Source organism: Enterobacter sp. JS8-1 (assembly GCF_049187015.1).
In the GTDB taxonomy this organism is placed as follows: Bacteria; Pseudomonadota; Gammaproteobacteria; order Enterobacterales; family Enterobacteriaceae; genus Enterobacter; species Enterobacter mori.
Genome location: NZ_CP185805.1, coordinates 73148 through 96015 on the forward strand (window position 1 = coordinate 73148; position 22868 = coordinate 96015).

Genomic DNA, 22868 nt, shown 5'->3' on the forward strand with positions numbered 1-22868 from the left:
TTACGAATAGGTAACGGTGTAGGTCGCGACAGCGCTGGCATCACCCGCGGTGGCACCGCCCTGCGGCGAGTAATATTTCGCGCTGAAGTTCAGGGTGTTGGCACCCTTACGCAGCGGGATGGCCGCTGCGGGTTCACCCAGATTCACCACGTTGCCCTGTTCGTCATAAAGACGAATCGCCACATGCTGCGCGGAGGTGGTGCTGCCGTTTGCTCCGGCGGCCAGGCTATTGGCATCGGTGGAGTCCGGCGTACCGGTGAAGGTGACGGATACGGTTGTTGCGGCAATCGGGTTGTCTTCCGTTGAGGCCGAGGTATCGGCGATTTCGCAATCTTCCAGGGTGATGGCAAACGCTTTTGCCGTGCTGGCTTCACTGCCTGCGGCCGCCAGCGTCGCGGTACGCACTTCGCCCATATCAACGTCAATGTTGGCGCTGCCTGCGCTGATGGCGCAGGCGGAGGTCACGACTTTGCCGCTGAAGTTCACCGTGCCGCCGCTCGCGGTTGCCGCCATGGCGGAACCGGCAGGCAGCAGAGCGGCAATGCTTAATGCCAGAAATGTGCTGTGTTTTACGCGTGCTTTCATTTTCTTAATTCCTTTGTTTTTATTGATGAGATTTGCTCTGAAAGCGGCAGGTCTAACTGGTTAAAAAGACCAGCAAATCTGTCTTATTCCTGAGCCCGAGTTTTCGTATCGCGGAGTTTTTTAAAGCGCTTACCCGGCGATATGAAAGCTTCTCTATTTCTGCGATGTAACTCATATCCAGTCCGTTCCTGAGTTCCTTCAAGACCCTCCACTCTCCTGGCGTTAGCGATAACGCCGTTGGTTTCTTTTGTGGGCGATAGCGGCTATCGACCATTTTTAATAATTTCGTCCGCCAGCAATAAACCGACTCATGCAGCGAGATATAGGCATCGATATCGCCTCTGATCCATTGCGATGAATGCGCAGGGGCGGAATACATACAAACAATCACGCCGGGATATTTCGCTTTGATTCTTTTCAACCCATTAAGATAATCATATCCGGTGTGATACTTGTCAGAACCTGATAACAGGAGAATATCAATTGGCGTAGTCGATAATACGTTATCAAGCTGCTGGAAATTCCCGGCTGTCATTTCAATCTGAGATTCCGGCGTAATGCTCCGTAATAATGTGATGATGCCCTTTCGTGCATAATGGTCGCCACCCATTAACGCGATACGTAAATGTTGTTGTGTTTCGTTCTTATTCGCCATGTTAGTCCCTCGATTTATAATAATAAGACAAACCGATACGATTAAGGTTGGTCTAAATTCTCGAAGTCATCACGCTATGCATGGAGTAGGCCTACTATACGCTGGCCATAAAAGAGGTAATCTGAATTAATCTTAATTTGTATTAATTGTCGATTTTGATACCGCTGTCGATCGGTTCCTCTGTTGATGTTTCTCCTCTTTATTGTCTGTAAATAAGCATAACCGCTTTTTTTTATTAATCTTTGTCTTTGTTAAATGTTGTGTAAGGGAAGTGTCTGTTAGCGTCAGTGCGGGGGCTGAAGTGCTGACGGAGGATAACAATTTCCGAGTGTTATCATCGATTTATACTGATGATACCGCAGGGTGAATATCGGCAAAAATAGCATTATTTATTGATATTAAAGGAAGTTAAGAAAAATTAAGCGTTAACCGTTCTGTATATTTCAGACGTCCATGTCCACGCTGTTCAATTATGGTTTTTGTCTGTTTTTGTCTGTTTTTGTCAATGTCAAGCGTGGCGGGTTACTTCTTGTCTGCAACCGTGTTCCTTCACTACTTCCGAAAAGTTAAGAGAGAGGATATTCAGCCAGCCAGAGCGCACCGGAGCGGCGTTTAATGCGTCTCACGCTTCAGTGAAGCGACAGAGAGAAGAGAGGAAAATAAGATTTTTCGCCAATGGCTGATATATACAGCATAATCTTTATCAGCCACATTAATCCTTATGTTACGTGGCGAACGTATTCTACATTCGCCGGTGTACTGACAGGCCGTCGTGAAAAACGGCGCAATTGAACGGAGAACACTCACCAACGCTATGCATAAGCATTACATCATCAATAATATGGTTGAGTTTCATCCCGCGACCAGCACGCTGAGGGATATCGCCAGCCCCGATCGGGTTGTGGTTTTAAATTCTCCGGCAGGCCGATGTCTGTTGTTATTAATAGAAAGAGCCGGAACTATTGTCACGCAACAGGAGTTTCTGGATATTGTCTGGCAGCGCCGCGGTATGCTGGTCTCGCCCAATACTTATTATCAAAACATCTCTATTCTGCGAAAGGGGCTGAAAAAGATTGGTTTTGAGGTTGACCCCATCGTCACCATTCCGCGCATCGGGTTAACGCTGGCGAGCGATACGCAAATCGTGATTAAAGACCCCCATCCTCGTCCCGCAGAGCTACCCGAGGAAGATGCGCCTGAGCTATGCGACACGATCTCGCCTGCCGTGCTGCCACCGCTGTCGGCGGAGCCGGTAGCCGTCGTAACCGGCGCGTCCGGGCATCGCTCCCGGTGGCTTCCGGGCATGCTGATCGCACTGCTGGTGCTGGTTGGGGCAGGCATCGCAACTCACAGCAGCGCGCGTGAAAACCGTTTTATCGATGACTATCGGTTTACTGCTTTGGTCGGGGCGTGTCACGTCTACCTGGCTCAGGATATTCAGACCCAGGACGAGCGGTCGAAAGCCCTGGCATACGTGACGCCGTTTAAGGACGCCTGCACGAGCTATCCGTGGGTGTACATCAGCTGGTACTCCCTGCTGCCGCGCGCGTCCGTGATTCGGTGTGACAGATCGATGAAGGAGCCGAATCACTGCATCTCTGACTATTTTATTGAGGAGCGCTAGCATGGCTCGTTTTCGTCAGCTGCTGTATCTGTTCACCGCATGTCTGCTGGTGGGGGTAATGCTGTCGGGTTATTACCTGTGGCACCGGTATTACGTGCAGCCTTTTTCGTGTCAGGCGAACCTGGTACAGCATCATCCCGAAGAGAAACTCACCCTGTGGCTGAATTACATCTTTGACGGCAACAGCGGGACGCTCAGTATGAATGGCAGCGTTGATAGCGATCCGACAAAAAATATTGACCGGAAAATATTTTTTCAGGTTGAGCGCAAGGATAATGTCTTTTTACTGACTTCCTTACGGCATATGAAATTCCCGGACGATAATGTTACCGATAACTGGCTTGAAAAATATGAGCCGCAGTTCTTCGTATACCCCGGAAAAAGTATTTATATTCGGATCAATGAACAACAAAATGATAACTATATTTTCACGTTAGGAACATTACCGACATATGTATGCCGCAGTTCAAAAAATGGATAAGCGTATTTAGTAAAAAGTTATCAAAGCCACCGTTTTCATTTATGCTTGATTTAGAGCTTAAGGATTATCTTAGGAATATAAATAGCAGCCACGTGTTGCAATAATGTTGTTCTTATTCAAATTTGGCAAGAAAATGAAAACTCTCTTTGACTCTTCCGGTGGAGGTATATCTGCGTCGGAAACGCAGCTGCATATTGGGTTACTGCTGTGGCCCCGGTATTCACTGCTAGCCTTGTCCGGCCTGCTGGAAGCGTTGCGATACGCAACCAAAGCCCAGAAGAAAAAAGCATTCAAAATCAGTTTACTCAGCGAGCAGCCTGATAACCCTGTTACCAGCAGCTCTGGGGTGAGCATCAGGCCCGATGCCCCGCACGCGCCGCCGGAGACGTTTAACTATATTGCGATCATCGGCGGCGAGCTGGAGTACCTCTCGCAGGGTTATCCGGGGGACAGAGACTACCTCGCCCATGCCCACCATATGAAGGTCCCGCTGATTGGCATCGGCACCGGCAGCTTTGTGCTGGCGCAGGAGGGGTTGTTGAACGAACGACGCGCATCGGTTCACCCTTTCCACCTTGAGCGATTCCGCCACGCGTTCCCGCAGGTTTACGCCGAACAAGGCTATGATTTTATTGACGAGGGGGATGTTCTGACCTGCCCCGGTGGGATCTCAACCATTACCCTTGCGACAGAGCTTATTCGCGCCCACGCCGGCAGTGAGATCGCCCATAGCGCCTGCCAGCGCCTTTCCCTGACGCCGCATGAGACGGCCACGCCCCGGCCTGCCAATATTGCCCTGATCCCGGACTCACGCCTGCGCCGTGCGGTCATGATGATTGAGCAGTATCTGACACGCCCGCTCAGCACCGCCGGGCTGGCCAGCGAAGTGGCGCTCAGCGAGCGTCAGCTTAACCGCCTGTTTCACGCCGAGTTTGGCAAAACGGCGCGGGAATTCATCCGCAGCGCCAGGCTGCGCTACGCCTGCTGGCTGCTGAAGAACTCGCAGCAAAGCGTCACGGACATTGCGCGGCGGATGGGCTTTAGCGACTGCGCGCACTTTATCCGCCACTTCCAGAGCGAGTACGGCTGCACGCCCGGGGTATGGCGCACGTCGCAGAGCTAATGCCCCGATTTCGTGCTTTCTTCGTAGGGTATTACTGGCTCGCCTGGATAGACTTCCGTTAAAAGCCCAACGGAGGGAAGACGACATGAACTGGCAGCCTTTTCGCGGCGATGCACCGGAAAATATGACGATTTTCAGTGCGTCCTTTCCCGACGTCAGCGATCGGTGGCCGATGAAAGGCGATACCGTCCGGGAGATAAATGCCATCGATCGGGGACTGAAAGCCGATCCGGCGCTCCGCCCTCCTTTTGTTGAATGGGAAGAGGGCGGCCAGGCGGTGCTTGTCCCGCAGAACCGCTATTCCGAACAAGCCTTTCGCAACCGTCCGGCGCTCACCGCGTGGCGAACCCGGCTGGTTCCCACTGCGCTGGCGCTGTTTGTGGTGCAAAACCCGCTGGAAGACCGCCTTCCCGACGGAACCAAAATGGACAGCGACAGCCGCCAGTGGTTTATCCACGCTAACGATGCGGTAGGCGTACGCTCCCGCGCCCGGGTGCTGGCCGCGCTGGTGGATAAGTACATTCATAATGAAAGCGAGAACAACTGGGTCAGCCTGGCGAGCGGGGCCGCCATCCCGGTGCTGGAGGCGCTGCGCGAAGCAAAGCTCGACGGCCAGCAGGTATATCTCACGCTGGTGGACAAAGACCCCGTGGCGCTCAGCTGGGCCGAAACTATGGCGGCGCAGGAGGGTATTGTAGTGGGCGAGCAGCTGACCCTGCTCCGGCGCAACCTGGTCCATACGCTGGTGCGTAACGAGGACTTACTGCTGGAGCTGGGCGAGCATCAGGCCGAACTGGTCGACGCGCTGGGAATTTTCGAATACTTCAACGATACCGATGCGGTGATTTTCCTCCAGCGCGTGCTGCGGCTGGTAAAGCCCGGCGGGGCGGTGATTGTGTCGAACATGCTCACCAGCAGCCCGCAAATTGACTTTGTGCTGCGGGGGATCGGCTGGGAGGATATTTACCCGAGGTCGTTACAGCAGCTGCAGGATATCCACCTTGCGGCGGGCGTGCCGGTGGAAAACGTCACCGTGGTGGTGCCGAAGGACGGGGTGTATGCGGTGATGGAGGTGAGGGTTTAGCACAATCGGTTCCCTCTCCCTGAGGGAGAGGGTTAGGGTGAGGGGGGAATAGACCGCAAAGCGTGGCTTGAAATAGTTCGGTTTTCCAATCATGATCCCCCCATGAAAATTGAAACCGCACTCCCCACACACTTCGAACGTCTGGTCGCGATCTGGGAATCCTCCGTCCGCGCCACCCATCACTTTTTACAGGAAAGCGATATTGCGGCGCTGCGCCCGCTATTGCTCAACGCATATCTGCCAAACCTCACCGTCGTGATGGCCCGCGATGACGCAGGTGTTATTCACGGCTTTTTAGGCGTGGATGAAAACCGCATTGAAATGCTGTTTGTTGACGATGTGAGCCGCGGGAAGGGCGTCGGGAAATTACTGCTGAAATATGCCATCGCAGAGTTTGGCGTAAACGAAGTGGATGTGAATGAGCAAAACCCGCAGGGCGTCGCGTTTTATCGCCATATGGGGTTTGAGCAGGTCGGGCGCTCGGAACTGGACGGGCAGGGGAATCCGTTTCCGCTGTTGCATATGCGGTTGAATCGGGATTAGCGCTTAGCCTGCTTATCCCATTTTAATAAGCAGACGATATCTTTCTCACCCTCGGCTTCTTTCAGCAGGCGCTGCTTCTTTTCATACTCAATGTATTCTGAGCACGCCTTTTCATCGGCCGCTTTCTTGCTGATTTTGCCTGACCCTTCTAAAACGTCCCGGTCGTTAAATTGCAGGAACTGATCGAGTTTGGTTTGCCAGTCTCGTAAAAATACCTGCTTGCGGCGTTTGGCCTGATCTTCGGCAAAATCGAGCCACATATTAACGACGCGATTAAGCTCGCTCACCTCATCCTGAGAAAGATAATTTTTTGCTGTGGTGACATCGTTTTTACGGACTTCTTCGCCTTTATAGCTGGTCAGCCCCATATGGGGTTGAGTGGCGTCCGCGCGCTGGTGAATCAACTCCGCAGCGGTGTGTCCCGTGCAGGCATAATGCAGTTTATTCTGGATGGTCTGGAAGAATTGCGTGGTTTCTTTGAGTGATGGCTGATAATCAGCGGCTAACGCAAAAATCTCCTTCACGCGGAGATAGACCCGGCGTTTGCTGGCCCGTATATCGCGAATGCGTTCCAGCATTTCATCGAAATAGTCAGGTACGGCGGATGATCCGACAGGCGGATTCTTCAGCCGCTCGTCGTCCATAACGAAGCCTTTAACCAGGTATTCTTGTAGCGTTTGGGTGGCCCACTGGCGGAACTGGGTACCTCGCGTGGATCGGACGCGATAGCCGATGGAGAGAATGACGGGCAGGCTAAAATATTGGACGTTATATGCTTTACCATCGCTGGCAGTTGTTCGGTAAAACCGAACAACTGAATTTTCGACCAGCTCACCTTCATCAAAAATGTTCTTGATATGCCTGCTGATCGTGGCTTTGGCTTTGCCGTATAACTCACAGATCGTGGCCTGTGAGAGCCACAACATATCGCTTTCGAAGCGGCATTCAATGCGAACTTTTCCATCTTTGCTGGCAAACATGACGAATTCACCGGCTGGTGAATTAATTAATTCTTCATATGTCATGCTGCCTCCGCGTCATAAGGTTGATACCTGTAAGCTCGTAGTATGCCAGAAACAGCCGTTAAGCCAGGTGGTTTGTATTTGATTTTGCGAGGCGCTTTCCACGATGCTGAGTTTGGATCGCCGCAAGTGCGTCCTCTATCTCAACGAGCTTTGCCTTCGTCCGTTTATAATCATCCTGCAAACGCTGCTCCTGCTCGTTATACGCCACCAAAACGATGCATCCTTTCATGACTTTTATCGTGACCTGCTGTCCGGTATCAAAACCCGCCGCGCGCAGCCATTTGCCGGAAAGGATGATTTTCGGCGTGGATTTGTCGAAAACATTCGGGCGGTATCCCACAATTAACGAACGCTCGGTTCCGGATTGGTCTGTGTCTGGGGTAGAATGCGAATCAGCCATAATCAACTCCTTGATAGTTGGTGAGGTTAGACGCCCTTTAGTGCTCCAACACTGCGGGGCGTTGTTAAAATACTGAATCCGTGTGGTAGGTACCACATGCAGATAAACTAACCGAAGTGGTACCTACCATGCAAGAGAAAAAGAAACCAAATTTTGACCGTACCAAAAGCACTATGAAGAACATCCGGTTCGAGGATGAGCTTTTGGAACAGATTGAAAAGGCTGCGGGAAAAGGGAATTTTAGTAAGTGGGTGAAGGAGGCCTGTAAAATGAGATTAAAGAATGAGCATTGATTTATCTACTCACGTAGCATAGAATAATGCTCGAAATAAAATGCATCTAAAAACATTCCCTAAAAAAATGTTATTAATCTCATTTTTTTGTCATGAGGCATGTATTCCATTGCTGCAAGCAGTTTAACTATCTTATTATTATTGTGAAACTCTAACATAATATTAAATTTTGCGACATTATAGGTTGCATTATATGACATAGAATATATATAGCTTGAATTAATTCTTGTTTTTATCTCATTTGCTAGTTCTTGTGCGGTTAAGTTAATTAATCCTGCGACTTCTAAAGATCCTGCTTTATTGCTTTGAATATATCCGAGTTTTGCATCTTCCACTTGAATTTCCATAGAATCTAATTCATGAATGTCTAAATGAATTGTATTCAAAGCGAAATGAGTATCATCCTTGAAGCCATCAATAACTGGCCTCTCTATTTTATACGATAAAAATAAGTTAAAAAGATCTGAGCTTATACTCAAGCAGTTAAATCCATAACTCTCAAATGGATATCCATAAGTATTAATGTTTTCTAAATTGTCGCGATCTGGTTCATGACCTTGTATTATCTTATTCTTATACTTTATGCAGCAATTTACTAGCATTGTAGATAAAATTGTTTTTAAAGTAGAATTATACGACATATCAGCGAACCCAATGTATGGGGTATAATTTATCAGTTCAGCATCTAATTGGTTGAACATTTCATCAGATAAATTATTTATATATATAATGTAATATTGAGAGCTGTGCTTATATTCTGTATTATGTCTGATTGTTAATTTTTTAAGGAGGGATTTTTGTAAAATTGTCTGTGTGAAATTTGATCCTATATAATCACCCGCTAATATGCTGTGGCTGCTTTCTTTTTTTAAAAGAGGTATAAGTTTATTAAAGGATTCGTAACCATACCAATCACTTTCAATTTGTAAAGTGTCAAAGAATAAAGCTATTTCTTTTTTCTTTTTAACTGGTGTTAAGGCATTTTTAAGATGGTTATAATCTATTCCTTTTTTTAAAAGATAGTGCTCAAGTACTTTTTTTTGATTGATAATTTCAGCATGCATTTGTTTTGGTGATAACTTGAAGTAATCACGCATAACTTCTAGCATTATATTTCCCCTAGCGTCTAGGGTGTGAATGATAGTATCCATCTTATTCCTAAGCTGTGTTTAATACAGAAAGAATTTAAGTAAAGCTAATGATGTTATTTCAAGAGAGATAATAGGGGTTTATTACAAAAATTAAAAAAAGATTTGATGAATTTTGGCGGAAGATCACAGGAGTCGAACCTGCCCGGGAACGCTGGCGTCCCCAACTGGATTTGAAGTCCAGCCACCTCACCGGAGATGACGATCTTCCGCGCCTCGATTGCTACATGGAGGCGGGGCGCATTATAGCTACTTTCAGACATTTACCACATACCCCACACCACTTTTTTCACCTCTCTTTTGACCTGTACACCCCTGTTTCAGTTAATTCCTAAGAAAATCCTTATGTTAGCCCTTCGTGCTCTCAACATTTACCGCGATCACAAAAAACAAGAAACGTAATCTGCTAACCAGAAAACGCAATACCCGCTCCTGAAACAATGGTTTAAAACTCTGTAACCGGTCTCAGCGCACCCTACAGCGTGAAGGATAAAAAAGATGAGCGAAGTATTGTCAGTAAAAGAGAAGATTGGCTACGGCATGGGAGATGCCGCCAGCCACATCATTTTTGATAACGTCATGTTGTACATGATGTTTTTTTACACCGATATTTTCGGCATTCCCGCCGGGTTTGTCGGCACCATGTTCCTGCTGGCGCGCGCGCTGGATGCGATCTCCGACCCGTGCATGGGGCTGATTGCCGACCGCACCCGCAGCCGCTGGGGCAAGTTCCGTCCGTGGATTTTATTTGGTGCCATCCCGTTCGGCATCGTCTGCGTGCTGGCCTATACCACGCCGGACCTCAGCCTCAACGGTAAAATGGTTTACGCTGCCGTTACCTACACCCTACTGACCCTGCTCTATACCGTGGTCAATATCCCGTACTGCGCGCTGGGCGGCGTGATCACCAACGACCCGACGCAGCGTATCTCCCTTCAGTCCTGGCGCTTTGTGCTGGCGACCGCAGGCGGCATGCTCTCCACGGTGCTGATGATGCCGCTGGTGAACCTCATTGGCGGCGACGATAAGGCGTTCGGCTTCCAGGGCGGCATCGCCGTGCTGTCGGTGGTCGCGTTCCTGATGCTGGCGTTCTGCTTCTTTACCACCAAAGAGCGCATCCAGGTGCCGCCGAGCACCACGTCCATGCGGGAAGACCTGCGCGACATCTGGCACAACGACCAGTGGCGCATCGTCGGCGTGCTCACCATCCTCAACATCCTCGCCGTCTGCGTGCGCGGCGGCGCGATGATGTACTACTGCACCTGGATCATGGGCTCGCCGGAGGTGTTCGTCGCCTTCCTCACCACCTACTGCGTCGGCAACCTGATCGGCTCCGCGCTGGCGAAACCCCTCACCGACTGGAAATGCAAGGTCAGCATCTTCTGGTGGACCAACGCCGCGCTGGCGGTGGTCAGCGTGGCGATGTTCTTCGTCCCGATGCATGCCACCGTGCTGATGTTCGCCTTTATCTTCGTCATCGGCGTGCTGCACCAGCTGGTGACGCCGATTCAGTGGGTGATGATGTCCGATACCGTCGACTACGGCGAATGGACCAACGGCAAGCGCCTGACCGGCATCAGCTTTGCGGGCACGCTGTTCGTGCTGAAGCTCGGCCTGGCCCTGGGCGGGGCGATGATCGGCTGGATGCTGGCCGGCGGCGGCTACGACGCGGCAGCCAAGACCCAGAACAGCGCGACCATCAGCATCATTATCGGCCTGTTTACCCTGGCCCCGGCGGTCTGCTACGTGCTGAGCGCCATCATCGCCAAACGCTACTACACGCTGAAAACCCCTTTCCTGACCAAAATCATGGGCGAGCTCGCGCAGAGCGCGCGCCGCAATCAGCAGGAGTTTGAAAACCTGCCGGTCAGTAAAGAATTACAGAACTAAGAGGACGAGAGTATGAAAATCAGTGATGGAAACTGGCTTATTCAACCGGGCCTGAACGTGACGTATCCGGTGCAGGTGTTCGACGTGGAGCAGCAGGGCAACGACCTGGTGGTCTACGTGGCGCCGCGCGACGTGCGGGAACGCGCCTGGCAGCTCGACACGTTGATGTTCACGGTTCGCCTGTTTGCCCCGCAGGAGGGGATTGTCGGGGTGCGCATCGAACACTTCCAGGGCGCGTTGAATAACGGCCCGCACTACCCGCTCAACGTATTGAAAGATGCGAAGGTTGAGATTGAAAACAACGCGGAGTTTGCTGAGCTGAAAAGCGGCAACGTCAGCGTACGCGTCACCAGAGGCGAGTACTGGGCGCTGGATTTCCTGCGCGACGGGCAGCGCATCACCGGCAGCCAGCTGAAAAACAACGGCTACGTGCAGGATGCCACTACCGACCGCAATTACCTGTTCGAACGGCTGGATCTGGGCGTGGGGGAGACGGTCTACGGTCTGGGCGAGCGCTTTACCGCGCTGGTGCGCAACGGTCAGCGGGTCGATACCTGGAACTGCGACGGCGGTACCAGCACCGAACAGTCCTACAAAAATATCCCGTTTTATCTGACTAACCGCGGCTACGGCGTGCTGGTCAATCATCCGGAAAACGTCTCCTTCGAAATTGGCTCGGAGAAAGTCTCCAAAGTGCAGTTCAGCGTCGAAGGCGAGTACCTGGAGTACTTCGTGATCGACGGCCCGACGCCGAAAGAGGTGCTGAACCGCTATACGCAGTTTACCGGGCGTCCGGCGCTGCCGCCTGCGTGGTCGTTCGGCCTGTGGCTGACCACCTCGTTCACCACCAACTACGACGAAGCCACGGTAAACAGCTTTATCGACGGCATGGCCGAGCGCGACCTGCCGCTGCACGTCTTCCACTTCGACTGCTTCTGGATGAAGGCCTTCCAGTGGTGCGACTTCGAGTGGGACCCGGCGACCTTCCCGGACCCGGAAGGGATGATCCGCCGTCTGAAAGAGAAAGGGCTGAAGGTCTGCGTGTGGATCAACCCGTACATCGGCCAGAAGTCACCGGTATTCCGGGAACTGAAAGAGAAGGGCTACCTGCTCAAGCGCCCGGACGGCAGCGTGTGGCAGTGGGACAAATGGCAGCCGGGGCTGGCGATTTACGACTTCACCAACCCGGAAGCGTGCCAGTGGTATGCCGACAAGCTGAAAGGCCTGGTGGACATCGGCGTCGACTGCTTCAAGACCGACTTCGGCGAGCGTATCCCGACGGACGTGCAGTGGTGCGACGGGTCCGATCCGCAGAAGATGCACAACCACTACGCCTACCTCTATAACGAGCTGGTGTGGAACGTGCTGAAAGAGACGGTGGGAGAAGAAGAGGCGGTGCTGTTTGCCCGTTCTGCCTCCGTCGGGGCGCAGCAGTTCCCGGTACACTGGGGCGGCGACTGCTACGCCAACTACGAATCGATGGCCGAAAGCCTGCGCGGGGGGCTGTCGATTGGCCTGTCCGGCTTCGGGTTCTGGAGCCACGATATCGGTGGGTTCGAAAACACCGCACCGGCGCACGTCTACAAGCGCTGGTGCGCGTTCGGGCTGTTCTCCAGCCACAGCCGCCTTCACGGTAGTAAATCCTACCGGGTGCCGTGGGCGTACGATGACGAGTCCTGCGACGTGGTTCGCCACTTTACGCAGCTGAAATGTCAGTTGATGCCGTATCTGTATCGTCAGGCGGCGCTGGCCCGCGAGTTCGGCACGCCGATGCTGCGGGCGATGATGCTAGAGTTCCCGGACGATCCGGCGTGTGATTACCTTGACCGCCAGTATATGCTGGGGGATGCGGTGATGGTTGCGCCGGTGTTCTCCGAGGTGGGCGACGTGCAGTTCTACCTGCCGGAAGGCCGATGGACGCACCTGTGGCACAACGACGAAATTCAGGGCAGCCGCTGGCATAAGCAGCAGCACGATTTCATGAGCCTGCCGGTCTACGTGCGCGATAACACGCTGCTGGCGCTGGGTAACAATAACCAGAAGCCGGACTACGCGTGGAACGAGGGGACGGCCTTCCAGCTGTTTAACCTGGACGACGGCGCAACGGCGGTGAGTGAAGTGCCTGTGGCGGACGGCTCCGTGGCGTTTACGCTGAAGGCGTCACGTCAGGGCGACATCGTGACCTTTACCGGCGTGGGACACGCGAAAAACTGGTCGGTGTGCTTGCGCAACGTGCAGAAGGTGAGCGGCGTGAAAGGTGGTACACGCGCGGGCAGTGAGTGGGGTGTGGTGGTGAAAGCGGAGGGGGATGAGGTGGTGGTTCACTTCTGAACCGCAAAAATGCCCGGTGGCGCTTCGCTTACCGGGCCTACGATAATTATGCGGTCTGATGCCCTCACCCTGACCCTCTCCCACAGGGAGAGGGAACAAACATCAAAAACGGCAACAGGGTTGCCGTTTTGCATTTACCTTGCGCCACCCGGCTTGTTTATTGCACCGGTGTTGAAACCACACCGCCCGTCATCGCCTGCTGCACCTGCTGTTTATCCATATTCACTGCGTTCAGCTTGCCGTTCACCGTTGGCTTCAAGGGGGCATTCGCCTGCACGCTGCCGCTGGCGGTGAGCTGAATATTGCCGTCGCCCGTGATCGGCAAAGCAGGCCAGCCCCACTGCTGCAGCACGTTGAGCGGCACGCCGCGCCCGTTCAGGCTCACCGTGGTCTGCCGCTGCGGAAGCTGTGAAACCGTTGCTGTGGCTTCCAGAATACCTTTCTCGGTAAACGCGCTCAGGTCGGTAATGTTCACCGTGGCAGCGTTCGCATTCAGCGCGAGCGACGGACGGCGTACGTCCACGCGATTAAAGGTCGCGGCCGCACCGTTCAATGTTGCGCTGCCGCCCCAGACGCCCCACTGGCGGTCTTTCGCCAGCTGCAGATTTGCACCATAGCCGTCCAGAGAGGTGATTTGCCATGGGAAAGCAGGATCGATGTCGATCACCAGATTGCGGCTCAGGCCGAATTTTTTTAGCGTCACGCTGTTCAGCCATTCCGGCAGTGGATCCATCCACAGCGTTTTCCAGTTTTCAGGCAGGGTGTATTCCAGCCCGGCGATGGCGGCATCATCCAGCACCAGCGCTTTGCCGTCGCGCAGCCAGTTGCCGGAGGTGCGTACCATCCCGCCTTCCCAGCGAGAGGTGAACTGGCGCAGCGCGATACCTTGCGGGGAGAATTCAGCGTTCAGGATCGGGTCGAACAGATGTAGCGAGCCGTAGATAAACTCGCTCGCGTTCATAGACAAACGCCCTTCCTGGCTCTGCCAGTCGCCTTTGCTGAGAGTCAGGTTACGCAAGCTCAAATCAAGGTCCGTCACCGCCCAGTCCGGCCCCTGCAGGCGCGCGTCGGTCACTTCCAGCCGACCAATCTGCAGGGAAGGGAGCGTGGTGATGGGAGCAAAGAAATCCATCAGCGATTTATCGCTTTGCAGGCGGATCTCATTCAGACGCATGCTGTCGATAATCCAGCTGCCGTCAGCGTTACGCAGGGCGGAGCCGGTGAGCGAGCCGCGCGCCATATCCGCGCCAATGGTGCTCAGCACCACCTCCTTACCGTTGAGCTGTCCCTGAATCAGGACGTTGCTGGCCGGGACGCCGTTCAGGGTGAGCGAGCCTGCGCTCATCTGGATCTGCGCATTTTTGCCCAGCACGTTTCCCGCCTCTGGCTGCCACGGACTGACGCCGCCTGTGACTTTCTGCGCGCTCAGGTCCCATTCGGTATTCGGGCTGTTAAAGGCCATGTTGTTTAGCTGCAAACGGTCCGCCTGGAAAGGCAGCGGCGCAGTTTGCGGAGAGAGGTTCAGGGTGCCATCGAACAGGGTAATGGTGTCCATATGCAGCGGATCGGTTACCTGACGGCTGCTTAAACCGATATCGACTTTTTTGGCCACCAGGGTGGCGGGTTTGCCGTCACGACCAAAGGTGACATTTTCCAGAATGAGGTGAGAAGGGGATGAAAAGCGGTGATCCATCAGGTCAAAGTTGAGTTCGTAATCGGTATTTACCGTAACCCAATTGCTGACCTGTGACGCGCCCCAGCGGGTCTGGAGCAAAATATAGAATGCCAGCACCACCAAAAGCAGAGCTAACAGAAGATAGATGATCAGCTTTCCAATAAATTTCATGGTCTTCCATCCCGCAAAACGCACATAAAGGAGTTATGCACGATTTATGCGCAATGCTCAAGGCGGGAATGGTGTAAAGAGATGTCACGGCAGGCCTTGACAGCCTGCCGTGAGAGAAATCAATTTTTCTCAGGCGGGAAAACGAGGTTCAGAACGATAGCGGTGATACCGCCTGCGGCAATGCCGGAAGAGAGCAGGTTTTTCACCCAGTCAGGCGCAAACTGCAGGATCAGAGGCTGCTGAGAAACGCCCAGACCGACCGCCAGCGACAGGGCGATAATCATGATCGCGCGGCGGTTCAGCGGCTCGCGGGAGACGATACGCACGCCGGAGGCCGCGATAGTGCCGAACATCACCAGCGTCGCGCCGCCCAGCACCGGCTCTGGGATGTGCTGCACAAAGCCGCTTACCGCCGGGAACAGGCCGAGGACGATCAGCATCAGCGCCACCACAAACCCGACGTAGCGGCTGGCCACGCCGGTCAGCTGGATCACGCCGTTGTTCTGACCAAAGCAGGAGTTCGGGAAGGTGTTGAATACGGCAGAGACAAACGAGTTCAGGCCGTTCGCCAGCACGCCGCCTTTCAGACGCTTCATGTACAGCGGACCGGACACCGGCTGCTCAGAGACGTCCGAGGTAGCGGTGATGTCGCCGATGGTCTCCAGAGAGGTGATCATAAAGACCAGCATCAGCGGCAGCAGCAGGCCCCAGTCAATGCCCAGTCCGTAGTAGAGTGGCGTTGGGATAGTGATCAGCGCGGCATTCGTCGGTGCGGTATTTTGCGGCAGCATATCCAGCGCCCAGGCCATCAGGTAACCGGCCGCCATCGCGATAACCAGCGAGGCCACGCGCAGGTAAGGGTTACGCTGACGGTTAAGCAGAATGATGATTGCTAACACCACGCCTGCCAGCAGCAGGTTTTTCGGCGCGCCGAAGGTGTGGTCGCTCATTGCCGCATAGCCGCCACCGATGGACGTCAGGCCCACCTGAATCAGCGACAGGCCGATAATCATGACGACCACGCCGGAAACCAGCGGGGTGATGACGCGGCGCGCCAGGTGCAGAACGCGGGAGATCACCATCTCCGTGCAGCTGGCCAGCATCAGCGTGCCGAACAGCGCCGCCATCATGGTTGGAACATCCGCCCCACCGGTTTTCAGCGCCGTACCGCCCATGATTAGCGGTGCCACGAAGTTAAAGCTGGTGCCCTGAATCGACAATAATCCCGACCCTACCGGACCCCAGGCTTTAATTTGAATAATAGAGGCGACGCCGGAGGCAAAAAGAGACATGCTGATAATGTGCTGCGTGTCCTGAGCTGGCAAACCGAGCGCCTGGCAGATCAGCAGCGCCGGGGTGATCACCGCAACAAACATCGCCAGAAGATGCTGGCAGGCGGCGAAAAGCGTCTGCGGCAGCGGCGGGCGGTCTTCAAGGCGGTAAATCAGTTCGCTATTTTGCTTCTGCGCAATCGGTTGCGCATCAGGCGACTCTATGGTGTTAACGGACATCGGCGGCAATCCCACGGTGGAAAAGCGGGCATTTTATCTGACCACCTGGTAAAAGCAAACGATTGCCAGCAAAAAAAGGGAAGAAATTCTGCCGCTGCGCGCAGGTTTTCTACTCCCCATCGGGAAAAAAAATTACACTTTTTGCGCCGGGAGCTCATGAAGAGCGCAAACCGGCCCAGGATAACGCCGCGTGTGTATGGAACACGCGCAAAACAGGAGCCTTCTATGATTCATCTCGATACGTTGTCGACACTTGTTGCCGCAACGCTGGTCCTACTGCTTGGCCGTAAGCTGGTACATAGCGTTTCCCTTCTGAAGAAATACACCATTCCTGAACCTGTCGCCGGTGGCCTGCTGGTGGCGCTGGCCCTGCTGATACTGAAAAAAAGCATGGGCTGGGAAATCGATTTTGATATGTCCCTGAAAGACCCGCTGATGCTGGCCTTCTTTGCCACCATCGGCCTGAACGCCAACCTGGCGAGCCTGCGTGCGGGCGGTAAAGTGCTCGGCGTATTTCTGATTGTGGTGGTGGGGCTGCTGCTGATGCAAAACGCCATTGGCATCGGGATGGCGACGCTGCTGGGGCTGGATCCGCTGATGGGGCTGCTGGCGGGGTCGATTACCCTTTCTGGCGGTCACGGTACCGGAGCCGCGTGGAGCAAGCTGTTCATCGAGCGCTACGGGTTTGAAAACGCGACGGAGGTGGCGATGGCCTGTGCGACCTTTGGTCTGGTGCTGGGTGGCCTGATTGGCGGCCCGGTGGCGCGTTATCTGGTTAAACACTCCACCACGCCGAACGGCAGACCTGACGATGAGCTGGTGCCGACCGCGTTCGAAAAACCGGACGTCGGGCGCAGCATTACCTCGCTGGTGCTGATTGAAACCATCGCGATGATCGCCATCTGCCTGACCGTGGGCAAAGTGGTTGCGCAATGGCTGGCGGGCTCTGCGTTTGAACTGCCGACGTTTGTTTGCGTGCTGTTTATCGGGGTGATCCTGAGCAACGGTCTGGCGCTGATGGGCTTCTACCGCGTGTTTGAACGGGCGGTATCGGTGCTCGGCAACGTCTGCCTGTCGCTGTTCCTGGCGATGGCGCTGATGAGCCTCAAACTGTGGGAGCTGGCCTCGCTGGCGCTGCCGATGGTGGCGATACTGGCGGTGCAGGCGCTGTTTATGGCGCTGTACGCCATGTTCGTGACCTGGCGCATGATGGGCAAAAACTACGATGCGGCGGTGCTGGCGGCGGGTCACTGCGGGTTTGGTCTGGGGGCTACCCCAACGGCTATCGCCAACATGCAGGCGATCACCGAACGGTTCGGGCCATCGCACTTGGCGTTTCTGGTGGTCCCGATGGTTGGTGCATTCTTCATTGATATCGTCAACGCGCTGGTGATTAAGCTGTACCTGATGCTGCCGATGTTTGCCTGAAATCAGGCGTTGGAGTAGCGTTCAGTTTCCGGCATCCAGCGCTCAATTAACGCTGCCGCCTGTTCGGGGTAGCGTTCATGAATATGGCGGGCGAGGCGCTGAACTTCGGGGATCATCGCCTGATCGCGCAGCAAATCTGCGACTTTGAATTCCGCGTTCCCCGTCTGACGCGCGCCCAGCAGTTCGCCCGGGCCGCGGATCTCCAGGTCTTTTTGCGCAATCACAAAACCGTCGTTGCTGTCGCGCAGCACCTGCAACCGCATCTGGGCGGTTTTTGAGAGCGGGGCTTTGTAGAGCAGTACGCAGTGGGAAGCCACCGCGCCACGACCAACGCGCCCGCGCAGCTGGTGGAGCTGGGCAAGGCCCAGACGCTCCGGGTTTTCGATGATCATCAGGCTGGAATTCGGGACGTCCACGCCGACTTCGATCACCGTGGTGGCGATCAGCAGATGCAAATCACCTTGTTTGAACGACTGCATCACCGCCTGTTTTTCGGCGGGCTTCATGCGTCCGTGCACCAGACCGACGTTCAGCTCCGGCAGCGCCAGCTTAAGCTCTTCCCACGTTGCTTCGGCAGCTTGCGCCTCCAGCAGTTCAGACTCTTCAATCAGCGTACAGACCCAGTAGGCCTGACGGCCTTCGTGGGTGCAGGCGTTGCGCACGCGGTCGATGATATCGCTGCGGCGCGTGTCAGGAATGGCGACCGTTGTGACCGGGGTACGGCCCGGCGGCAGTTCGTCGATGGTGGAGGTATCCAGATCGGCGTAGGCGGTCATCGCCAGGGTGCGCGGAATCGGCGTAGCGGTCATGATCAGCTGATGCGGGTGGAAGCCCTGCTGCAGGCCTTTCTCCCACAGTGCCAGACGCTGATGCACGCCGAAGCGGTGCTGCTCGTCGATAATCACCAGCGCAAGACCGTTAAACTTCACCTGCTCCTGGAAGATGGCGTGCGTGCCGACAATCATCTGCACCTGCCCGCTGGCAATGGCATCCTGTTGCGCAAGGCGCGCTTTGCCTTTTTGCTTCCCGGCAAGCCAGCCCACTTCAATTCCCAGCGGCGCGAACCAGGCGCGGAAATTGTTGGCGTGCTGTTCAGCCAGCAGCTCGGTCGGCGCCATCAGCGCCACCTGTTTGCCGTGGGCAATCGCGCGCAGGGCCGCCAGGGCGGCAACCAGCGTTTTGCCGGAACCCACGTCGCCCTGCACCAGGCGCATCATCGGCACGTCGAGCGCCATATCGCGTTCAATCTCGGCGGTGACGCGCGCCTGCGCGCCGGTGGGTTTAAACGGCAGCGAGGCCAGCAGCTTATCTTTGAGTTCATCATTCTGGCTTAAGGCCTGGGCATGGAAACGCTGTGCGCCAGCGCGAAGTGCCAGCATGCTCAGGTTATGTGCCAGTAATTCCTCAAGGATAAGACGCCGTTGGGCGGGGTGTTTGCCGCTTTCTAAATCGCTGAGCTGTAGCGTTGGCGGCGGGCGGTGCAGGGTGCGCAGCGCCTCGGGCAGGCTCATCATGCCCTGCGCCAGCTCGGGCGGCAGCAGCTCGGTGATAGCGCAGGTATCCAGCAGCTCCAGCGCCTGATCGGTGAGTTTACGCAGCGTCGCCTGCTTGATGCCTTCCGTCGTCGGGTAAACCGGGGTGAGCGTCTCCTGCAGCTCCGGCGTGCTGAGATCGCCCTGTACGCGGTACTCCGGGTGGATCATCTCTGCGCCGTACTTCCCGCGTTTGGCCTCGCCATAGGCCAGCACCCTGCGGCCTGTCGCCAGGCTGTTTTTCATCGCCGCGTTGAAGTTGAAAAAACGCATGGTGAGAATGCCGGTGCCGTCGCTTATCTGGCAGGTCATCATCCGGCGTCCGCCGAAGGTGATGTTGCAGTTCAGGACTTCGCCTTCAACGGTGGCGTAAATGGCGGGAAGAAGATCGCCAATCTTATAAAGCTGAGTGCGGTCTTCGTAACGCAGGGGGAGGTGAAGCAGGAGATCCTGCACGGTATGCAGGCCAATTTTTGCCAGCTTATTGCTTTGCGCCGCGCCCGCGCCCGTCAGGCTGTTTAGCGGGATGGCATCCAGCAGGCGGCCTTTCATCGCTTACCCGGCGTACTGCATGGTGGCCCACCACTCGGCATCGGCTTCAATTTCGCCCTGCGCGTTGACGTGGGGGTAAGGCAATTTTTTCTGCTTCGCAACGCGAGCCAGCACCGGATAACCACCTTCAAACAGCAGGCGCTGCTGTTCCTCTTCCGGCAGCATGCTGTTGCTGCGCTCGTACATCCCGGCGTTCTGACGCTGGCGCTGCGCTTCATACAAAATGAGCGCAGACGCCACGGAGACGTTCAAAGACTGCACCATGCCGATCATCGGAATGATGATGTCCCGATCCGCCAGATCCAGCGCTTCCTGGGAGATCCCCGTTTTCTCCTGACCCATCAAAATGCAGGTCGGGCGGGTGTAGTCGATCTCGCGGAAATCTACGGCTTTAGCGGACAGGTTAGTGGCAAGGATCTGCATCCCGCGCCCTTTCAGGTGCGATACGGCTTCGCCAATGGTTTGATGATTTTTGACAGACACCCAGCTATTGCTACCTGCCGCCGCCGAGACCGTATTGCGCATACGGCCGTCCGGCCAGACGGCGTGCACTTCATGCACACCGACGGCATCTGCGGTACGAACGATAGCAGAGACGTTATGAGGTTTATGCACCTGCTCCATGCAGACCGTCAGGTCAGGCTGACGCCTGGCGAGCATTTCGCAGATACGTGCATAACGTTGTGAATTCATAAACCTAGTTTCGGTTTCGGGTGACTTTAATCACGTCCGGCATGACGCGGATCTTGCGCATAATATTCGCCAGATGCACGCGGTCGCGGGCGGTCAGACGAATAAAGGCGCTGTACACGCGACCATCTTTTTCTTCCGTATTCAGGCTCTGAATATTGGAAGAGGCCGTGTTGATCGCTGCCGTCAGGTTCGCCAGGGCACCCTGGTGGTTGAACATATCCACCTTAATTTCGGTGATAAATTCCTGCGCGGTCTCTTTATCCCACTCGACCGCCATAAACTTCTCGGCTTCTTTCTGGTAGCCGCGAATGTTTCGACAGGACTCGTGGTGGATAACCAGCCCTTTACCCGGGCTGACGTGCGCAATAATCGGGTCGCCAGGAATTGGGCGGCAACATTTTGCGAAGGTGATCAGCACCCCGTCCGCGCCTTTAATCGGCAGGTGTCCGTGGCTTTGCGTCGTTGCAGGCACCGCTGTTGTGTCGCCTTGCTGCAGGTTCTTCGCCACCACCACGCTCATGGCGTTGCCGAGGCCAATCTCTGCCAGCAGATCGTCAAGCGAAGCGAGCTTCATGCGCTCCAGCTCACGCTGGACGTTCTCCTGTGGAATTTCAGCCAGCTTACGGCTGCCGCCCAACGCGTGGTTGAGCAGACGACGCCCCAGGCTGACGGAATCATCACGCTTGAGGTTTTTCAGCAACTGGCGAATTTTAGCGCGCGCTTTGGAGCTCACGACAAAGTTCAGCCAGGCCGCGTTCGGACGTGCGCCCGGCGCGGTAATAATTTCTACCGTCTGACCGCTGGAGAGCGGCTGAGACAGCGGATAAGGTTGTCTGTCGACACGCGCGCCGACGCAGGCATGCCCGATGTCGGTATGCACGGCGTAAGCGAAGTCGACCGGCGTTGCGCCCGCAGGCAGTTCGACAATGCGACCTTCTGGGGTGAAAACGTAAATCTCATCCGGGAAGAGATCGGATTTAACGCTCTCAATAAATTCAAACGAGCTACCCGCACTCTGCTGAAGCTCCAGCAGGCTCTGCATCCAGCGCTGGGCGCGGATTTGTGCGGTCGTGCTGCTTTCGCCACCGTGCTCTTTATACGCCCAGTGAGCGGCAACACCCATCTCTGCCATCTGGTCCATGTCTTCGGTGCGAATTTGCACCTCAACAGGCACGCCGTGTGGCCCGATCATCGAGGTGTGCAAAGATTGATAGCCGTTCGCTTTTGGAATGGCGATGTAATCTTTCATGCGACCCGGACGCGGTTTGTAGAGGCTGTGCATCTGCCCCAGCACGCGATAGCAGGTGTCCGAGTCATGGACAATGACGCGGAAGGCGTAGATATCCATGATCGAGTGAAAACGCTGCTCTTTGAGCACCATTTTGCAGTAAATGGAGTACAAATGTTTCTCGCGACCGCTGACGCGGCACGGAATTCCCGCTTCCTGCAAGCGCCCTTCGATTTCAGAGAGGATTTTTTGAATCATCTCTTTACGGTTACCGCGTGCGGCTTTCACCACCTCTTTAATCACGCGATAGCGGTTCGGGTACAACGCTTCAAAACCCAGCTCTTCCAGCTCGGTTTTAATGTGATGAATACCTAAACGGTGCGCCAGCGGGCTGTAGATTTCAAGGGTTTCACGGGCAATGCGGCGACGTTTATCCGGGCGAAGTGAGCCCAGCGTGCGCATGTTGTGGGTACGGTCAGCGAGTTTGATGAGAATGACGCGGATATCCTGCACCATCGCCATAATCATCTTGCGGAAGTTTTCGGCTTGCGCCTCTTTCTTGTCGCGGAAATTCAGCTTATCAAGCTTAGAGACCCCTTCCACCAGTTCGGCAACGCTTTTGCCAAACAGCTGTTCCATGTCCTGATAAGTGGCAGGGGTATCTTCGATCACGTCGTGCAGCAGAGCGGCCATGAGCGTTTCGTAGTCGAGTTTCATCTCGGCCAGAATACAGGCCACCGCTACCGGGTGCGTGATATAGGGTTCACCGCTTGAACGTGTCTGGCCCTCGTGAGCGTCACGTGCAACGAGATACGCCTGCTGAAGACGCTTAATTTGGTCTTCAGGCAGGTAGGTTTGAATCAGTTGATTCAGGCTTTCAAACAGATACAAGGGCG

General features: G+C 54.7%; 19 protein-coding genes and 1 tRNA gene. 9 read left to right on the top strand and 11 right to left on the bottom strand.

Going from position 1 to position 22868, the window contains the following annotated elements:
- Entirely contained in the window at window positions 1-585 is a 585-nt protein-coding gene (locus tag ACOQH0_RS00365) for a fimbrial protein (RefSeq protein ID WP_421511315.1), read from the bottom strand.
- Between the two features lie 52 nt (window positions 586-637).
- A complete protein-coding gene (locus tag ACOQH0_RS00370; protein ID WP_421511316.1) occupies window positions 638-1240 on the bottom strand; it encodes a DNA-binding response regulator in 603 nt (200 codons plus the stop codon).
- Between the two features lie 814 nt (window positions 1241-2054).
- Here ACOQH0_RS00370 and ACOQH0_RS00375 point away from each other — a divergent pair.
- The 5 genes from ACOQH0_RS00375 (at window position 2055) to ACOQH0_RS00395 (ending at window position 6095) form a co-directional block, all read left to right on the top strand.
- The gene (locus tag ACOQH0_RS00375) at window positions 2055-2864 is read left to right on the top strand and encodes a winged helix-turn-helix domain-containing protein (protein WP_421511317.1); all 810 of its coding nucleotides are present in this window, start codon (window positions 2055-2057) and stop codon (window positions 2862-2864) included.
- A 1-nt stretch (window position 2865) separates the two neighbouring features.
- Window positions 2866-3345: a hypothetical protein gene (locus tag ACOQH0_RS00380; protein WP_421511318.1), complete on the top strand. Its 480-nt coding sequence runs from the start codon at window positions 2866-2868 to the stop codon at window positions 3343-3345.
- Window positions 3346-3586: 241 nt separating this feature from the next.
- Window positions 3587-4468, top strand: a complete 882-nt coding sequence (locus ACOQH0_RS00385; RefSeq protein ID WP_421512391.1) for a GlxA family transcriptional regulator — start codon at window positions 3587-3589, stop codon at window positions 4466-4468.
- An 85-nt stretch (window positions 4469-4553) separates the two neighbouring features.
- Window positions 4554-5552, top strand: coding sequence for a class I SAM-dependent methyltransferase (locus ACOQH0_RS00390; RefSeq protein WP_421511319.1), 999 nt, complete (start codon window positions 4554-4556; stop codon window positions 5550-5552).
- A 102-nt stretch (window positions 5553-5654) separates the two neighbouring features.
- Window positions 5655-6095 carry a GNAT family N-acetyltransferase gene (locus ACOQH0_RS00395; protein WP_421511320.1) on the top strand — a complete coding sequence of 147 codons (441 nt, stop codon included), beginning with the start codon at window positions 5655-5657 and terminating at the stop codon, window positions 6093-6095.
- Here the strand turns inward: ACOQH0_RS00395 and ACOQH0_RS00400 are convergent.
- Window positions 6092-7120, bottom strand: coding sequence for a virulence RhuM family protein (locus tag ACOQH0_RS00400; RefSeq protein ID WP_421511321.1), 1029 nt, complete (start codon window positions 7118-7120; stop codon window positions 6092-6094). The genes ACOQH0_RS00395 and ACOQH0_RS00400 overlap by 4 nt on opposite strands.
- A 58-nt stretch (window positions 7121-7178) precedes the next feature.
- Window positions 7179-7520 (bottom strand): SymE family type I addiction module toxin, encoded by a 342-nt coding sequence (locus ACOQH0_RS00405; protein WP_222665091.1) that lies wholly within the window; start codon window positions 7518-7520, stop codon window positions 7179-7181.
- Between the two features lie 128 nt (window positions 7521-7648).
- Between ACOQH0_RS00405 and ACOQH0_RS00410 the strand changes: the two genes are divergently transcribed.
- Entirely contained in the window at window positions 7649-7813 is a 165-nt protein-coding gene (locus ACOQH0_RS00410) for a YlcI/YnfO family protein (RefSeq protein WP_421511322.1), read from the top strand.
- 59 nt (window positions 7814-7872) lie between these two features.
- Here ACOQH0_RS00410 and ACOQH0_RS00415 read toward each other — a convergent pair whose 3' ends face one another.
- Together ACOQH0_RS00415 and ACOQH0_RS00420 are read right to left on the bottom strand one after the other, a co-directional pair.
- Entirely contained in the window at window positions 7873-8964 is a 1092-nt protein-coding gene (locus tag ACOQH0_RS00415; RefSeq protein WP_421511323.1) for a hypothetical protein, read from the bottom strand.
- 113 nt (window positions 8965-9077) lie between these two features.
- Window positions 9078-9172 (bottom strand) — tRNA-Sec (locus tag ACOQH0_RS00420).
- Window positions 9173-9459: 287 nt separating this feature from the next.
- Between ACOQH0_RS00420 and ACOQH0_RS00425 the strand changes: the two genes are divergently transcribed.
- Together ACOQH0_RS00425 and yicI are read left to right on the top strand one after the other, a co-directional pair.
- The gene (locus ACOQH0_RS00425; protein WP_421511324.1) at window positions 9460-10851 is read left to right on the top strand and encodes a glycoside-pentoside-hexuronide family transporter; all 1392 of its coding nucleotides are present in this window, start codon (window positions 9460-9462) and stop codon (window positions 10849-10851) included.
- Between the two features lie 12 nt (window positions 10852-10863).
- On the top strand, window positions 10864-13182 hold the full coding sequence (gene yicI / locus ACOQH0_RS00430) for an alpha-xylosidase (protein ID WP_421511325.1): 2319 nt from the start codon (window positions 10864-10866) through the stop codon (window positions 13180-13182).
- A gap of 157 nt (window positions 13183-13339) precedes the next feature.
- On the opposite strand, the gene ACOQH0_RS00435 is transcribed toward yicI, so the two are convergent.
- Window positions 13340-15028: an AsmA family protein gene (locus tag ACOQH0_RS00435; RefSeq protein ID WP_421511326.1), complete on the bottom strand. Its 1689-nt coding sequence runs from the start codon at window positions 15026-15028 to the stop codon at window positions 13340-13342.
- Between the two features lie 119 nt (window positions 15029-15147).
- Window positions 15148-16539, bottom strand: a complete 1392-nt coding sequence (locus ACOQH0_RS00440; protein WP_042714436.1) for a nucleobase:cation symporter-2 family protein — start codon at window positions 16537-16539, stop codon at window positions 15148-15150.
- A gap of 225 nt (window positions 16540-16764) precedes the next feature.
- Here ACOQH0_RS00440 and gltS point away from each other — a divergent pair, with 225 nt between their 5' ends.
- Window positions 16765-17967 (top strand): sodium/glutamate symporter, encoded by a 1203-nt coding sequence (gene gltS / locus ACOQH0_RS00445; protein WP_421511327.1) that lies wholly within the window; start codon window positions 16765-16767, stop codon window positions 17965-17967.
- Window positions 17968-17969: 2 nt separating this feature from the next.
- Here gltS and recG read toward each other — a convergent pair whose 3' ends face one another.
- From recG to spoT, 3 genes are read right to left on the bottom strand one after another with little or no spacing between them, the layout of a single operon-like run.
- Complete coding sequence (gene recG / locus ACOQH0_RS00450) at window positions 17970-20051, bottom strand: ATP-dependent DNA helicase RecG (RefSeq protein WP_421511328.1); 2082 nt, start codon at window positions 20049-20051, stop codon at window positions 17970-17972.
- A 3-nt stretch (window positions 20052-20054) separates the two neighbouring features.
- Complete coding sequence (trmH, locus tag ACOQH0_RS00455) at window positions 20055-20744, bottom strand: tRNA (guanosine(18)-2'-O)-methyltransferase TrmH (protein WP_421511329.1); 690 nt, start codon at window positions 20742-20744, stop codon at window positions 20055-20057.
- A gap of 4 nt (window positions 20745-20748) precedes the next feature.
- Window positions 20749-22863 carry a bifunctional GTP diphosphokinase/guanosine-3',5'-bis pyrophosphate 3'-pyrophosphohydrolase gene (gene spoT / locus ACOQH0_RS00460; protein WP_023309883.1) on the bottom strand — a complete coding sequence of 705 codons (2115 nt, stop codon included), beginning with the start codon at window positions 22861-22863 and terminating at the stop codon, window positions 20749-20751.
- Window positions 22864-22868 lie beyond the last annotated feature (5 nt).

Bases quoted from the DNA above. Each gene is read 5' to 3' on its own strand.
- ACOQH0_RS00395 (WP_421511320.1), top strand. From the start codon at position 5,655: ATGAAAATTGAAACCGCACTCCCCACACACTTCGAACGTCTGGTCGCG.
- ACOQH0_RS00370 (WP_421511316.1), bottom strand. From the start codon at position 1,240: ATGGCGAATAAGAACGAAACACAACAACATTTACGTATCGCGTTAATG.
- ACOQH0_RS00365 (WP_421511315.1), bottom strand. From the start codon at position 585: ATGAAAGCACGCGTAAAACACAGCACATTTCTGGCATTAAGCATTGCC.
- ACOQH0_RS00375 (WP_421511317.1), top strand. From the start codon at position 2,055: ATGCATAAGCATTACATCATCAATAATATGGTTGAGTTTCATCCCGCG.
- ACOQH0_RS00380 (WP_421511318.1), top strand. From the start codon at position 2,866: ATGGCTCGTTTTCGTCAGCTGCTGTATCTGTTCACCGCATGTCTGCTG.
- ACOQH0_RS00410 (WP_421511322.1), top strand. From the start codon at position 7,649: ATGCAAGAGAAAAAGAAACCAAATTTTGACCGTACCAAAAGCACTATG.
- ACOQH0_RS00405 (WP_222665091.1), bottom strand. From the start codon at position 7,520: ATGGCTGATTCGCATTCTACCCCAGACACAGACCAATCCGGAACCGAG.
- ACOQH0_RS00415 (WP_421511323.1), bottom strand. From the start codon at position 8,964: ATGGATACTATCATTCACACCCTAGACGCTAGGGGAAATATAATGCTA.
- recG (WP_421511328.1), bottom strand. From the start codon at position 20,051: ATGAAAGGCCGCCTGCTGGATGCCATCCCGCTAAACAGCCTGACGGGC.
- ACOQH0_RS00390 (WP_421511319.1), top strand. From the start codon at position 4,554: ATGAACTGGCAGCCTTTTCGCGGCGATGCACCGGAAAATATGACGATT.
- ACOQH0_RS00435 (WP_421511326.1), bottom strand. From the start codon at position 15,028: ATGAAATTTATTGGAAAGCTGATCATCTATCTTCTGTTAGCTCTGCTT.
- ACOQH0_RS00440 (WP_042714436.1), bottom strand. From the start codon at position 16,539: ATGTCCGTTAACACCATAGAGTCGCCTGATGCGCAACCGATTGCGCAG.
- ACOQH0_RS00400 (WP_421511321.1), bottom strand. From the start codon at position 7,120: ATGACATATGAAGAATTAATTAATTCACCAGCCGGTGAATTCGTCATG.
- yicI (WP_421511325.1), top strand. From the start codon at position 10,864: ATGAAAATCAGTGATGGAAACTGGCTTATTCAACCGGGCCTGAACGTG.
- gltS (WP_421511327.1), top strand. From the start codon at position 16,765: ATGATTCATCTCGATACGTTGTCGACACTTGTTGCCGCAACGCTGGTC.
- trmH (WP_421511329.1), bottom strand. From the start codon at position 20,744: ATGAATTCACAACGTTATGCACGTATCTGCGAAATGCTCGCCAGGCGT.
- ACOQH0_RS00425 (WP_421511324.1), top strand. From the start codon at position 9,460: ATGAGCGAAGTATTGTCAGTAAAAGAGAAGATTGGCTACGGCATGGGA.